General features: G+C 41.4%; 12 protein-coding genes and 1 riboswitch. Of the genes, 4 read left to right on the top strand and 8 right to left on the bottom strand.

Annotated elements, in window-relative coordinates:
* Positions 1-27 precede the first annotated feature (27 nt).
* From BMZ79_RS29635 to BMZ79_RS29615, 5 genes are all read right to left on the bottom strand, one after another.
* Positions 28-432, bottom strand: a complete 405-nt coding sequence (locus BMZ79_RS29635; RefSeq protein ID WP_090647765.1) for a TcpE family conjugal transfer membrane protein — start codon at positions 430-432, stop codon at positions 28-30.
* A 3-nt stretch (positions 433-435) separates the two neighbouring features.
* Positions 436-738, bottom strand: coding sequence for a hypothetical protein (locus BMZ79_RS29630; RefSeq protein ID WP_090647763.1), 303 nt, complete (start codon positions 736-738; stop codon positions 436-438).
* 57 nt (positions 739-795) lie between these two features.
* On the bottom strand, positions 796-1,926 hold the full coding sequence (locus BMZ79_RS29625) for a conjugal transfer protein (RefSeq protein ID WP_090647760.1): 1,131 nt from the start codon (positions 1,924-1,926) through the stop codon (positions 796-798).
* Positions 1,927-1,941: 15 nt separating this feature from the next.
* Positions 1,942-2,334: a hypothetical protein gene (locus BMZ79_RS29620; protein WP_090647758.1), complete on the bottom strand. Its 393-nt coding sequence runs from the start codon at positions 2,332-2,334 to the stop codon at positions 1,942-1,944.
* A gap of 153 nt (positions 2,335-2,487) precedes the next feature.
* A complete protein-coding gene (locus BMZ79_RS29615; RefSeq protein ID WP_090647755.1) occupies positions 2,488-3,483 on the bottom strand; it encodes a replication-relaxation family protein in 996 nt (331 codons plus the stop codon).
* 590 nt (positions 3,484-4,073) lie between these two features.
* On the opposite strand from BMZ79_RS29615, the gene BMZ79_RS29610 reads away from it, so the two are divergent.
* Positions 4,074-5,384, top strand: a complete 1,311-nt coding sequence (locus BMZ79_RS29610) for a ParM/StbA family protein (RefSeq protein ID WP_177222413.1) — start codon at positions 4,074-4,076, stop codon at positions 5,382-5,384.
* A gap of 39 nt (positions 5,385-5,423) precedes the next feature.
* On the top strand, positions 5,424-5,963 hold the full coding sequence (locus BMZ79_RS33955; protein ID WP_143089159.1) for a hypothetical protein: 540 nt from the start codon (positions 5,424-5,426) through the stop codon (positions 5,961-5,963).
* Between the two features lie 1,747 nt (positions 5,964-7,710).
* Here BMZ79_RS33955 and BMZ79_RS29600 read toward each other — a convergent pair.
* A complete protein-coding gene (locus tag BMZ79_RS29600; RefSeq protein WP_090647753.1) occupies positions 7,711-8,379 on the bottom strand; it encodes a hypothetical protein in 669 nt (222 codons plus the stop codon).
* Between the two features lie 625 nt (positions 8,380-9,004).
* Between BMZ79_RS29600 and BMZ79_RS33950 the strand changes: the two genes are divergently transcribed.
* Positions 9,005-11,383 carry a type IV secretory system conjugative DNA transfer family protein gene (locus BMZ79_RS33950; RefSeq protein ID WP_256253222.1) on the top strand — a complete coding sequence of 793 codons (2,379 nt, stop codon included), beginning with the start codon at positions 9,005-9,007 and terminating at the stop codon, positions 11,381-11,383.
* A 62-nt stretch (positions 11,384-11,445) separates the two neighbouring features.
* On the opposite strand, the gene BMZ79_RS29590 is transcribed toward BMZ79_RS33950, so the two are convergent.
* Together BMZ79_RS29590 and BMZ79_RS29585 are read right to left on the bottom strand one after the other, a co-directional pair.
* Positions 11,446-11,763 (bottom strand): hypothetical protein, encoded by a 318-nt coding sequence (locus BMZ79_RS29590; protein WP_090647748.1) that lies wholly within the window; start codon positions 11,761-11,763, stop codon positions 11,446-11,448.
* A gap of 832 nt (positions 11,764-12,595) precedes the next feature.
* The gene (locus BMZ79_RS29585) at positions 12,596-13,264 is read right to left on the bottom strand and encodes a LytTR family transcriptional regulator DNA-binding domain-containing protein (RefSeq protein ID WP_177222412.1); all 669 of its coding nucleotides are present in this window, start codon (positions 13,262-13,264) and stop codon (positions 12,596-12,598) included.
* A 35-nt stretch (positions 13,265-13,299) separates the two neighbouring features.
* Positions 13,300-13,383, bottom strand: a riboswitch (cyclic di-GMP riboswitch).
* Positions 13,384-13,649: 266 nt separating this feature from the next.
* Here BMZ79_RS29585 and BMZ79_RS29575 point away from each other — a divergent pair.
* Positions 13,650-13,889: a type II toxin-antitoxin system HicB family antitoxin gene (locus BMZ79_RS29575; protein WP_090647745.1), complete on the top strand. Its 240-nt coding sequence runs from the start codon at positions 13,650-13,652 to the stop codon at positions 13,887-13,889.
* Positions 13,890-14,364 lie beyond the last annotated feature (475 nt).

Below are 14,364 nucleotides of genomic sequence, written 5' to 3'. Positions count from 1 at the left end.
AAACCTCCTAGTAGAAAGAGGAGCGCGCTAAGCACGCTCCCTCTCCTTGCGATACACAACCTTGCTTCCGTACGTATAACGCTTTAAGTGCTCGAATTTCCGGTACCGATGGAGCCGCTTAGGGCGCATCCAGTAGAAGATCATTCCCAGCAGCCATTTGTGTGGTGCCTTTCCATCCAGCTTCTGCTTTGCGATGAGCCAGGTGGCTCCGATTGGGAACAGAATATGGTTGTACGCAAATGGCAGAAAGAAGAAGATGGTTTTTCCAAGCATCCAGAAAATGAACTCGCATACGAAGAAGATACCGACGACCTTCAGATTGGCAGGAACCGGCAGCTTCTTCCCTTCTACCGCGTAAATGACAAAATCAAGGTTCCAAATCCGCGTATAATTTGAAACGGTGACACGGGGCGTTTCGTTCTTCTCGGTCATGGCTTAAGCGATGAAGGCGTTGTAGAGTTTTGTAGCGATATTCCCTACCCAGGTCCAGTTCATAAAAACAGCTACAACCAATGCGATGGCAAATGCGCTAATCATCTTGAACCAGTCACGACTAATCAGGAAAAAGACCGCAATAATGCCGAGAACCGCCGGAATTAGGGCGTTAACGTTCGTGGTAATGGAACGCCCCAGCTTTTCTCCCGGCGTTTCAGCAAATGCTACAGGAGCAATAATGACAAAGATCGTTAAGGAAAGCACGACAACACGGAGAGCTAATTGTGCTTTAGTGGGTTTCATTCTTTTGGATCTCCCTTCGATTCATCAATACATATTAATCAATATACTAATATACAACTATCCGTCTGTTGTTGGTCCATCTAGGTTGTCACTGGATGCATCATCCCGATCCTCAGAAGCAGGAGGATCCTTCTCGGCGGTATGACTTAGCGAATCTGTTGTAGGCGTGATGCCATCTGAGAGCACATACAAGCGTCCCTCTTGTTGAACGACCTCAAGGTTCCAGGAGTTAACGAAAGGTTCACCCATATCGCTATTTACCAGAACACTCACCTCGATTCGGTACTTTGTCAGCTCGCCTAGCCCAGACGGCAGCTCATACACAGACAGCTTATCGAGGCTTTGATACGTGAATTCGGACTTTTTCATTTCATTTGGCGCTTTGACACTGTCCGAGTAGAAGTAACGAAGCTGGCCCGCATTCCCTTCATACCATGACCGTAAGTAACTATCAGCGAGCTCCTTGCTTTTCACTACTAGCTCTTCGTTTCCGACTAGCTTTCCCGTCGACGTGTCGTCTACCGTCTCCCCTCTTGGTTGTTCAGAAACGAATCGTGGGTAGGATTGTATGACGGGTCCTTCCTGCGCCAACGTAACGGGGACAACCATGTACGACTTCTTTTTCAAGATGGGCGGCATCCCCGCTTTTCCTTGTGCATCGAGCAATTGATCCGGGAGTTGTTGAACGTCACGCCAAACCACAACCGTTACATCCACATGATTTGCATCAAGTTGATGGGTGTCATATATTTCGGCGGAGGTGACTTTGCTTGAACCTTTAACGTCAAGACTATTTAATCCCATAGCAGGATCAATCCCCTTAATAAAGCTGGCTAGTCGCGTTGTCCGGTCGTTAACGAATTTTGCATCCCAAGAGAAGTATTCCGTCGCGAAGTCAGCCGCAAAGCCCTTAACAGAATCCGTGATGACAGGTGTTGTGTTTCCTTCAACGATTGTCTGATTAACTGTCCGGTTACCTTGCGCAAAAGCGATAGCACCTTTCAAGAGCAGCAGGCTTGCGAATACCCAAAAGAACATGCGTAAAACTTTCTTACCGGCCATTGCTTTTGGCGCTCGCGGCCTGATTGATTTGTCTTTCTTCGGCTTAAGTTGTTTCTTTTTCTTGAGTTCTTGTTTCTCCTCCGATGAATCGTCATCGGTCGTATTCTTTTTCTTTAATAACGGCAAACCTTTATCACCTACCTAGTGTGTTTTTCGTTTGCTCTTGCTCGCGTTATTACCGTTGATGAGGACGCCTACGACCATCACTCCCACGAGAATTAATATAATTGCATATTTAGCGTCAAACTCCATCAACCAGTTCCAATAATCCACCATTCGGCTCCAGACACCTGGTGCTTTGTCAGCTACAGCATGGGATGCATCATCTATGATTCCGGCAACGAACTGATGTGAACCGTCCATTTCTTTGGGGGTACCGTCCTCAGGAGCGGGCTTTGACGTTGTCACTGGTCTTTCAATTTTCGTGGAATGTTGTTCATCCCTTGGTGCCGGATCCCGAATCATTAGCACCGCCATGATTAAGGCAAGTAACGCTCCAACACTTATGAAGACGACCTTCATGTTTTTACGCAATCGCTCACCTCCTCTCAGAATAGAAATCAGCTTATTAGATGATCAATAATATAACATATCACTATACTAATTAATATATGACTATTGGTAAATTTGTAGGCTTAATAAATCCATAAACTTATTCTGTTACGTCTTCACTTTGTTTATATGCACTTAACCATCCTTCCTCCCTGCCGCGGCGAATCGTTGCGATAATACATCGCCAATGGTGCGGCCAACGAATACTTGCGTATCGAATCCCTTAAATACCGTCTTTGCTGCCGCTCTAATGTTATTCAGACGAGCCTCATATCTCGCTTCTGGGACTATAAAGGCAATTATGCCGTTCTTTTGGATAAGGGGCGCATCCTTATAATGCATGACTTGCTTGTAGCGCTGCAGCTTGTTTTCAATCGATACCTGCTGGTTCCTGGCGCTGACGAATGGAGATCGCTGCACGGGTTCTGTAGATCGGTCGAGTTCGATGTAAAACACTTGCTCGTCCAATCTAAAGACAGCATCTGGTCGCACCTCGATATAAAAGTCCTTGTTTCCCAAGATCGAAAGTGAGGGATACCAATCCCAATCGATAAATTGCTTCGCACCGATTTGCTCCAACTGCTTGTATTTCAGTTCAAGATACACTTTGGCCAGCTCCCAGAAGTGTTCCTTCTTTGCCCGTTCTAGATCGAGCTCAAGTTTCGAGAGCTTGGACTCCTCTAATACGCCAATTCTCATCTCTACAAGTCGTAGTCCCCGGGTGGTCAAATAATACCAAGTCTCCCCTTTCACCCTCGTCCTAAGTTTAGGCGCTTTATCTAGTTCATCGGGAAGTGCATTAGACTTTTCCAAAACACCCTTAGCGTAAAGATCAAAGAGTTTCCGTTGTGTTCGAAGTTTGGCTGATTTCAAACTTTTAGCATGCATCTCCTCCTGTTTATCTCTTGAGGATCTGGCATAATCCGGATCATCCACTGGGTTACTCCAGAAGTAGTGTTCAACTGCAACCGAGATTGGCATGCATCTGCAAATGTAGAGATCGATTAGGAACCGCCAATCTCTCGAACTTAATCGATCAACAACAGAACCAAACGACGATTCACCAGGCGTACGAACCTTTCGTTTCTTACCTTCTCCACTTGTAGGGACATGTTCCAGTGCTCCCTTCAAAGGCCTCCACTCCTTTCGGATTCATGGCGACGGAAGTCATTTTCATACCACAAACATTTCGTATTAGTCGTGATTTCATGACTCGGGTGAGTATTTGAGATAGCTACGTTTTTGAGAAGATCATTAAGATTAATGGCTGCAATGTTCTGCACGATAAAACCTTTATTGTGTAAGCAAGGACGAAACGCATTATTAAACACGGTGTAGACTCATTCTGATTGAGATATTGAAATACATTGGAACCTTATAAAATTGTCAGATGATTAAAAAAATGAGCCCTCCTCTCTTACAGGTGGTAAGCCTCCTTGGATAAAACTTGTATGGATATTCCAGCTTCAGAAATTATCTTAATATAGGCGCCTTGGTTCGGCAACGAATTAGTCGGAAAAGTGGAATTGTGGAATTATGACCGTGGACTATGAGCCTCAATGACGAAGCAAGGATTGCGGGAGAGAGACAATTACTCATTAATACCGGATATAAATAACGTTATAACTCTGTTTTACCTTCATACTCATTTAGTTTGACTCTGATTTAAAAAAGGAATACAATTTTGACAGAATGATATTTTATCCTCGGGAGGAAATAGAATGAAACTGAAACTCCACTCTAATGCAGGTTTTGATTTTGGTAACTCTGAATTAGATGCTTACGTAAATGGAGTCTTGATTGCTCAACCAAATGTTTTTGCTGTAGCTGGCAAAAATCCTTGGTCTGATGATGATTTAGATGTAAAGAAAAACCTCTCGAACATTTACGATAACATGGTAGTGTCAATCATCTCTGGCGCTGTTCGGACGAATATGTATGCGGTCGGCCGTCATGCTCTGAAGACATATGGCGAAAACGTCACAAGCTTGTATGTAAAGGGCAACAACGCCAAATCTGATCAAGAGGTTCCATACGTTAGCTCCTTGGCCGTATTGGCAGCACAAGCTGTTGAAGAAGCAAACCGGAGTGGAGCAAATGTTAACGAAATTGAATTGACCGTTGATATGGCTACTGCTCTCCCAGTTAAACAGCACATGCCAACAAATATTGATACCATGAAGAAAAAATTCATGGACGATACACATACAGTTTCCGTCCATCTTGGTTTGACGAAGAAAGTGGACGTTAAAATTAAGTTTGAATACGTTCATATTCTTCAAGAAGGAACGCCACCGGTCTTTGCATTACAGATGGACCAAAACGGTGATTGGCGAACTGGCGGCTATAACCCAGCTTCTAACGAGAATGATCTGTTCACTGAATTCGCGAAAATCTATGACCTCCCTGCCGATACGGATGGCAGCTATCTTGATGGAAAAAACCTTCTTCACGTTGACCTGGGTGACGGAACGCTCGATGACCCATTTACAAGAGGAGATTCGGTCGATAAGGATTTTTGCAGTGGTGTAAATCACGGTGTTGGACATGCTATTGCAGATTCGATCGATGATCTTCTGGATCTTGCACCTCATGTTTTTAATTCTCTCTCTCGTCAACAATACAGTGATATCCTGAGAAGCCAATATTCCGGTCGGAAACATAAGTTCTTGCCAGAGGCTCTATCAGCATTCAGGCCGCACTGTGAAAATCAGGTCAATCAAATCCTCAAGCACATTGCAGATCAAATTCTGAAAATCGGTGCAAATGAAATCGACATCGTTCCTGTTTATGGCGGTGGAAGCATCTTGATGCGAGATTACCTGGAACCAAAACTGAAGCAGCTTTGTGACGATTCCCGAATTCAGCTCTTCTACGTCCCAGCTAAATATGCTGTGACGTTAAATGCCGAAGGCCTTGATTTCTTTGTTCACAGCGATATTTATAAGGCGTTAAAATCCCAAGCAGTTACTGTAGCAGCTCCGATCGCAGAAAAAACCAAAAAGCAAATTGCAGCTGCTAAAGAGCAATAAGTATCATGATCATAACGATTTCACTTGGGGGTGAACTTTTTGAAAAAAACAAAAACAAAAGCGGTCCCCGGTAAACCAATAGTCATGAAACTGCGTGAAGATGAAGAAACCAGCGTCTTACAATGGTTGAATCTGCAAAGCGTGTATAGTGATTCAATCCGTTATCTGATACAAAAAGAAATCGCTGAAAACGGTCTAAGGAATCTGCAGCATTTTATTCCACAACATCGTACGGTTGAAACGCTGAAATCCATGAACGTGTTATCAGGACCCGGGGCTACTCAAATTGACCTGCAACCGGATTTAAAGGAACAAGAGATAACTTCTGCGGAACGCATCACACGACTTACTACTGACCCTGACGTGAGTGCTGTCGATACGTTCTCACTTCATGAGCATGAACTTTCTGAAGGCACGGATCTTGTTACAGGCAATGATGACTCTGTGATAAAAAATGATTTTGAACCTAAAAGCTCGGACAATACCCCGATTGACAAACAGACGGTTGCACCAGGATCAAGCCCAAGACCGGCAAAGAAAGTTTTTGGTGCAGACGTTACGAGTTCATATGCAAACTGAATAAAGGATCCCCAATGATTGGTCAACACCCCGTTTCGTCGACAATGAAATAAAACCCTACCCTGTAAACTGATTTCGGTACTTCACCGAAGTCAGTTTGTTTTACTTTCGTTAAGATCGTTTGTAAAAGTGTATGTACGTTTCAATTAGCTTTGTGCTTTCTTGAAGGATCGGATATGTTAAGGTAAGAATCCTTCGCTCTTAAGATGATAGAAAAAGCTTTCCGGCGCCAACAAATGGCAGCATGTCGAGGTAGTCGTAGGACGTGTACGCGGATCCCTTGGTCGCTGTGAACGATCAGCCCCGTCACGTCTTTCTCTTTTTCAAACGCTTTTGAAAACGTATCGAGGACGGCATTCTCCATTTCCACCCTTCGAACATAGCGATCCATATTTGGAATGTTTCTCGTTTCCCCCGTGTATCTAAGAGTCCTAACTCCTCCCTCCATCTGGTTGTATGGAGCATCCACGCCCTCAGTCGGCCCACATCGACGATTCTTTCCTCCGCCACCTTCTGCTTCGTCATCCCTTGCAATCCCAGTTCAATCGCTTTCTTCTTTGTCTCCAGGTTATACGTTAAATGGCCGACCCATTATCGCTATAAAAAACCCCTATCGTTTTCATCGGCATAACACGAGGATGTTTATCCAAGTGTGCACTTCAGTGATGTTGGGTTCTTCTATTACTTTATGGGGATTATATGTTCGGTTTCGCGTAGCTCGTAGCGAGACTGCCTGTGCGCTTACAGCGTACTCAAAAATCATCAATGGAGTGACCAGTAGTGTGCGGTGAATGTTAAAGCGAAGGATGCGTAGCGGAGTATCTCTCCCCTGTTAAAGAACGAATGGCTCAGTCGTCATCTTCTTATTTCGCAGCGGGATCATAATGGCCTTGTAAATTTGCTGGCATGCGTTGCGAACCTAGAATGACTCCTATCTGGTATATATCGTGCGCTCAATTGCTCAGATCCAAACTTGGTTTACAGGTACCGTGATCGTGTTCATTGCAGCGAAGGTATACGCCGTTCAACGCCTCTGCCTCTTTCCGCTGTTTCCTCCCTCCTTTGTCAAAGCCCTACACTTAGTTTCGTCGTAATGGACATCGTAATGGCCTTTAAGTTTAAGTCCTGGCATCTGTCACGAACATATTGTCTCCCTGTTGATACAACCGTGAGATCTATGTTCAGTTCTACAGCCGCACAACTAATAAGGCACTGTGGCTGGTACTGATAGTCGTGTCGGACTCTCGCTGATAAAACTGTGAGCTCAATAGCTAGTTTCGCGGGCGTCATATTTAGGGCATTGCCGCCGGTATTGATATCTGTTACGGATTCCCTTGATGATATGTGCTCTGGGCTCATTCTCTGTTCTATTCGTTTTGGTTATGCGGCCGTCAACGTTGAAGCGATGGCGACTCACATCGTCTATCTTCACCTGAACGAAAGTTGGTAAAAAGCGTTTAGCAGCGGCCCATCGGTTTGAACAACGTAACGTTTTTTGTCTAATCTCTCTGATATTAAACTACCAGGGCTATTATGATGAATCCTCTGCTCGTTTTGGCTGAAACCAATTAATATAAAGTTATAACTAAGGATTAATTAAATTATAATTAGATTGATCCTCTATACAAACTTGAGTGCAATATTGGTTTACCTTTATATATATGTAATTAATAAGAAGTGCATATGATGAACTCATGTTGTTAACGTCTTGTTTGTGATAAAGAAAAGAGACGCAACATGTGCGTCCCTAGTTAACACCATATTCCTCTTTTAAAGCCGCCTCCATGTTTTCTTGAACATACTGACGGATAAACGTAGACCTTTTTCCCAAATCCTCGTCTTTTCTGAAGAACCCAATGCGCTTCATTCGTTCATTTTCCGGCAGCTTTGACCATTCCTCAATGGCCTTTTCTTCTAATTTCCATTCAATTCTCATTCGAGACATCTTTTCATTAATTTTTTCAAGGCGGATCTCTTCGTCGGATTTCGGTGCAGGTAGCGATTTACGATGTTCTTCCAAGAGTTGTGTAGCAGCGGATACAACCTCATTGCGAATTTCAATTTGGGCTTTCTGAAACTTCTCTTCGAAGGTAGCCTCCATTTGCCGTCTTATGGCTTCGAGATCGACTAATCCTCCCTCCCCTGTTCCCCAATCTAACGGAAATGGTCGTAACTCAAAAACATCTGGAAGCTGATCGAATATTAATTGTAGGTTATACTTTTTGGCTCTACCTTCACTAATGTATCTTCCGATTTCAAGGTCTTTTTCGTCATAAACCTTTTCCCCAAGAATGCGATTAACGTAATGGATTCTCTTCTCTTCCAATGCAATGAACCATTGATTGATTGTATTGTGATGATTGCCTTCTATCAATTTAGCAAATTCCGAAATTTTCCACGCTTTTTCAAGCTCCAATGACTCTCCTCCTCTATAAAATGTCTACCACAAGTAGCTTGTGGTTTATTTGTAGAATACTTGTACGTCAATCATACACAATTACAGCGATAATGTCATCACATGTAGTGGACAAGCCGATTTATGAGCGGTAAAACACCGAAGCAATAGCAAGCCAAAACTGCTACTTGTAGAAAACATAATACATTCAGTTGACAACAAATCTACAATAATTACTACAATGAGGACATTATGTCTATAACATGTTTATTTTATATGTTATACATCCTATTTTAAGTAGTTAATATGTGCAAAAGTTGTTTTTCACATCTCACATTCGGTACACTATATGTTCCTATCAAGTATTATACAGACTACATTCAGTGTTTTAGATGTTTAAGACAGGTGGCGTATATTCTATAATCAGTGAACTACATATATTTATTTTGTATTCAATAAACTACATTTAGTATACGACATGTTATATACAAGAAGTGTAAGATCGACAGTTTGTACACCACAAATACTTATCAAATAGAGGTGGAGCGAATAGCGCCACAAGGGAATGAAGTCAAACAATGACAAGGATTATTGTTATATATTAATATACTAGTAAATTAATATACTGATAAAAGGAGCGGGACAATTGAGATACGTAGGCATGGTTATTGGAGGAATATTGTCAGCAATAGGGCATGTGATTGCGTTCATGTTCAAAAATACTTTCATTCAGGTGCGACGATATGCAATGGATCCAGCAAATAAAAACGCGATATGGAACATGCAAGCAATAAGCGTTCTGACGATTTTAATTTTATGTTTTTTGTGGTTAGTGGGTAAATACCAGGATTTGTTCTATGGGGTCGGGGAGCCAGTATTTTATCGTGCGGTTCCACTCCTTATTTCATGCTTTTTAGGGCATATCATTTATTCATCCCCACTTATTTTCAAAAGTAAGTATTCAAAGCCCGTTATTCAAACGTTTTTAAATTCACTAAGTGTACTGGCAGCCGGGCAAATAATTATGCACTATGTAGAAGGATGGCAAGGGCTCACCATTACGTTTATCCTCTTTTTTGGTTCAGTCGCATTGACATTGTTCTATACATTGCAAATTAACATACGGTCAACAGTGTTTTATAAATTATCTAGAGCAGCTGAGGAATCAACACTCAACATTAACACTTCTAGTCAATTAAAATTAAGTAAATGGGATGGGATCTTAAATGGAGGCTTTGCCACACTTGAGAAGATCGACTTAAGTAAGAAGGGTTCATTAAGTCATCTGAGATATTATTCTGAAGAGTGTAAACTTGAACTTTTTCATACAGTACCTACTAAATATCGAGGGAGTGAACTGATTGTTCTTAACAGAGGGGATCGGGCGCAGCATCAACAAACGATAGGTGGAACAGGTGCTGGTAAAACGCTTCTTGCAACTACACTCGTTACTCAAGATGTTCTAAATGATTTTATGGGTACCACAATTCTAGAGCCGAAAGGTTCGTTCATAAAAAGAATGGCAAACTTCATGGATCGGACCGGTAGGCCATATAGAAGACTAGATCCAGAGTATTCATTGACTGATTGCCTCAACCCATTCTTTGTGCCTGAAGGAGAAGACATTGAACCGATGATTGAGGCAAATGTCTCTGCCTTTCACGGCTATTTAGGTCCGGATCCAGAACAATATTTTAAAAGTCGGTCGACGCAATTGTTGCGTATTGGTATCAAGGCACTAAAGATCGTTTTGGGAAATGATTGCACATACAATCATTTGAATAGACTGATTCAACCGATAAATGATGACTATCGAGCTGAGATCATGTCTGAATTTATCGGACGTGAGACAGAGGTTCCATTGCTTCTTGAATACACAAGAAACATGGCGAGTGGGGGCAAGTTGCAAGAACATGCTATGCAAACGTACTCGGGATTATACGATTATCTAAGTGAGTTAACAGAAAGCAAATACGTCCAACGAATCTTCTGTGGTAAATCTACTTTTAATATCGATGATGCGTTACGTAATGGTGAGGTCATCTTAGTAAATGGTGCATATGGAAAGTTGCAGACTTTAACCTACACTGTAGGAAGGCTGTTCCTAAATCTATTGCGTGCAAGTACCTTCAGAAGAAATTTGACTGAAAATGTACGTCCGCATCAACTGACCGTAGATGAGATCGAAATGTTTGCAGATGAAGAATTTTCAACTTTTCTGGAGATGGCACGTGAGTTTGAAGTGTATGTGAATGTCATTCATCAAGGAAATGTCCAATTGACTGATGTTAGTGAAAGACTCGGAGGAATGGTTAAACAAAATGCGGTTCAGAAATTCATTTTGGCAGGCCTCGATAATGAGGACGCAGAGTATTATGCAGATATGATTGGTGAGGATTATAAAATTGGCCAGAGTAGCGGAACCGATGAAATGTCGGTCACGGGGTTTAAAACTCAGCTTAAGGAAGAGAAACGTTATCGAGTAATGCCGAGCGAGATTACAGGATTAAAAGGATACAATCCAGAGACAGGTGAACCAGGTGAATGTCTATTTAGAGGCGTTCACAACAACGTAAGAATGGAACCAGTGATTGGTCTGATTTATCCATTGCCAAGAAAACTATTCGAGCCACTTGAAGAATCAAGTCAACCAAATGTAGAACCCGGCAATTCCGAGATGGTAGGTTCAGCAAAAGAGCGTACAGTTCTATCCAAAAGTGGGGGGCCAGACCGAAGTGAGAGTTCCAAAAATCGATTGGATCAGATAAAGGAAAAAGGGAAGAGAGCAGCTAAAGAAACGAGCAGTGGGGGAGAGGAGTCGCAAACTGGTCCAAATATGATTAGGAGTTCAGCATGGGATAGTGAAGATGATGAAACGCCAAAGGTCGCTCAAGGTAAAGTTAAAGTAGTAGAAGACGAAACAATTGTTAAAACTGGGACACTATTGGCATCAAAGAATCGGGCACTAAACGATCTTGAAGAGAAACTTGCCCAGCGTGCTGATGCCGCTCGAAACTCAGGATGAACATTGAAAAAAGCCGATGTCTAAGACATCGGCTTCATTATTTATTATGGTTGAATTTGATGTTAATCAGCATCTTCATCCTCAGTAATGTCCATAAATAATTCATTGAATTTCTCAAAGGCAGCAAGGCCAAGAGGAGTGAGACTATATAATTTTTGTCTGCCGGAGGAGTTAAATTCAGCAAACCCTAGAGCTTCAAGCCAACAAACGGCGAAGTTTAGCTCGCCCCTTCTGACTCTTGCTTTTAAAGAAAGATCCTCTTTATTATAATCCTTTTTGGACAATGCCTGCATAACCAATTTTGGGCCATTAGGCAAGTTACTGATCATTTTTTCCAAGTAAGGCTGTAGCGTGCCTTCGATTTCAAAGTCAATAGACATAACTCATTGCACTCCTTTACGATTGTTACTCAATTAACTAATATAGTATCACATCGAATTATTAATTGACATACAACAATGATATCCTGTTGAAGTCTGCAGTATACCTTATTCCATTAAGTTAAATCAGAGAGTTGTTCAAGATCATATCTCAATAGTCGATAATTACACTATTATTAATTAAAAATAACGATCTTAACATGCATGGAATAGGGGGATTGTAATGGAGTTCTCCTTATATGGAGTTCTTTGTATCCTGGGTTGGAGTAGCTTGCTTAGAATTGGATATAGTCTATACAGCTTCAAAATCAACCCAAGGCAGATATGGTATATGTGTACGTTCCTTGGGATTGTAACTACATTCACTTTTGATGTCTACAATATGAAAGCTATTGGGCCAATAATAATCTGCTCAATGGTGGTTACAGTAATTTACTTGTCAAGGAGAAAGATCAGAGATGCAATACAGATCTCGGCCGTTACGTGCGGTCTTGGCTTCTTAGTACAGTCATTAACTTTTCATTATGGAGATCCTACAAGCAGGGTTGTTGAAGAATTAATCAATACATTCATATTAACAACTGTGAGTAATGTACTGATAAAAAACAAAATTCATTTTACCTTCTTAGCAAGTCCGAGAATTATGGCCAAACATGGACAGGGATTAAGTAAATTATATGTTTCGATTTTAATCTTCTTATCATCTTTAGGATTCCTCTATATCATATTGCCAAACGAATTTTCATTTTACCTAGTGACAGCTTCGATTATCATTGAGAACTTAACACTATTCGTAGAATCCTATCGACTTGAGATACAGTAGTCCTAATTCCTAATCCTCTGTTGAACGAATGAATAACGAACGAGATTGATTAGTTTCGATTTTATATTCGATCGAATTTTCATTATTACTTGCAACAGCATTCTCAATTGGCATTTTCAATAACTTTGCCCTTAACCATGCAATTTCGACGAATTTACCGGCCTTTCTTTGATCAAAATAGATACGGCCATTTTTTTCATCATAAGAATAAACCTTTCTTAGGTTTACATAGGTACCTACATTAACTCGAATAAAGTCCGAGTTCTCTAATCGCTCCTCAAGCAGCATGTACTCATGCAAATGCATAATTTCATAATAGACTTGTTCGAGAAGATGGACTTGAACTTGATTATTCTCGTCAACATGGACATACAGGACATCATGAAGACTGATTTCAATAATGCAATTAGGCTTGTTTGGCGAATGCTGAGGATCGTCAACATGCCCAGCAATTCTCATTAATTCATTGAAGTCAGCGTCGTAGGCTTCCGCGAATTTCCTAAGGGTTTGAGGGCGGGGAATGATTTCGGATCCCTCTCCATTACATCGTTTTTCTCCCAGCTCGACATCACGAATATAGCCATGACTTAACCGGCTTTTTTCGGCAGCTTTTCTAAGACTTAATTTGCGTTCGATTCTGAGTGATTCAAGATGGGACCCGATTTTGTTTGTGCTCACTGGAATATCCACCTTTAATTTAGGTTTAGGCGAGAGTTGGCAACCCGGCTATCATAGAAAGAATCTTTAGACCCGTGGTTTTGCGTCCTGCGCTTTCACGCAGTTTGCCCAATCTGCATACAACCTCTTAATAAAAATATAGCATGATTAAAAGTTTATCCAGTGATTAAATGGGAATTAGGAAAACGCATTGTCGAAAAAAAGATTGAAGTTGTCTGTAAATGTCGAATAGAGGCTGAATTGGAAGAAAAATGTTGACCGGTAATATACGTCGTAGTACAATTCCACTGTACTAAAAATAGTACATTAGAATTAGTCAATACGGTGCTTTATATCGTTAAATGGTTATAATGACCCAAAATTAACATGGAGAGGAAGATTGAAAATGCAAACAGCAGCTAAAATTTCGAACAAAGTGTTAATTACTTTGCTATTTGAAGGTAATCAAAGTGACAGAAATTATTCCGTTTATATTCCTGAATTACGTCTTGGTGTTATCGGCGATACTCTTGAGGAAGCAAGGGAAAACGCGATAGACTTGGCCAGAATGGAATTGGCTCGCTTAATAGAATCAGTAAAAAAAAATGTGCCAATCATTGAACGGCTTGAAATCGAGTTCGGATAACCGCAGCAATATGGAGAATGGTGGGCTACCACCTCTTTTTTTGGTGTAAGTCTATTGAAGAATATCGTCAAAAATACACAAGATATTTTCTCGAAACATTTTGTGCTTCGAATAGTCTTGAGTAGATTCAGATTAAAGTTCCGGAAGGAGGGAATCAATGTGAGACAATTCTTTGATCCATCGTTGTTACCGGTAGCTACAACTGATCTTGATGATGGGAACATTCTGTATGTTCAAACGAACGGTCTTCAGCATTATGGTTATCCGGACATAATTGCAGACGAATGCATCGAGGATGGTGAGCAGTTGTTCTCAATTTTCACGACCGGATCTTTAGTCTCAGTTTCGATACTAGCTCGATGTAGAAACACAAAGAGTCATTGTTTGCCCGGAAGATTACTGCGATGGATTTGTTAATATCAGATCCATAACAATCTACCAGAGCCTCATGTTTTGGCAATCCTTAACCTCGTCA

Source organism: Paenibacillus sp. UNC496MF, assembly GCF_900113915.1.
Classification (GTDB): Bacteria; Bacillota; Bacilli; order Paenibacillales; family Paenibacillaceae; genus Paenibacillus_Z; species Paenibacillus_Z artemisiicola.
This window is presented reverse-complemented; position numbering and strand designations above follow the sequence as displayed.

Coding starts and splice junctions, on each gene's coding strand:
- BMZ79_RS29635 (WP_090647765.1), bottom strand. CDS start 432: ATGACCGAGAAGAACGAAACGCCCCGTGTCACCGTTTCAAATTATACG.
- BMZ79_RS29630 (WP_090647763.1), bottom strand. CDS start 738: ATGAAACCCACTAAAGCACAATTAGCTCTCCGTGTTGTCGTGCTTTCC.
- BMZ79_RS29610 (WP_177222413.1), top strand. CDS start 4,074: ATGAAACTGAAACTCCACTCTAATGCAGGTTTTGATTTTGGTAACTCT.
- BMZ79_RS29590 (WP_090647748.1), bottom strand. CDS start 11,763: ATGTCTATTGACTTTGAAATCGAAGGCACGCTACAGCCTTACTTGGAA.
- BMZ79_RS29575 (WP_090647745.1), top strand. CDS start 13,650: ATGCAAACAGCAGCTAAAATTTCGAACAAAGTGTTAATTACTTTGCTA.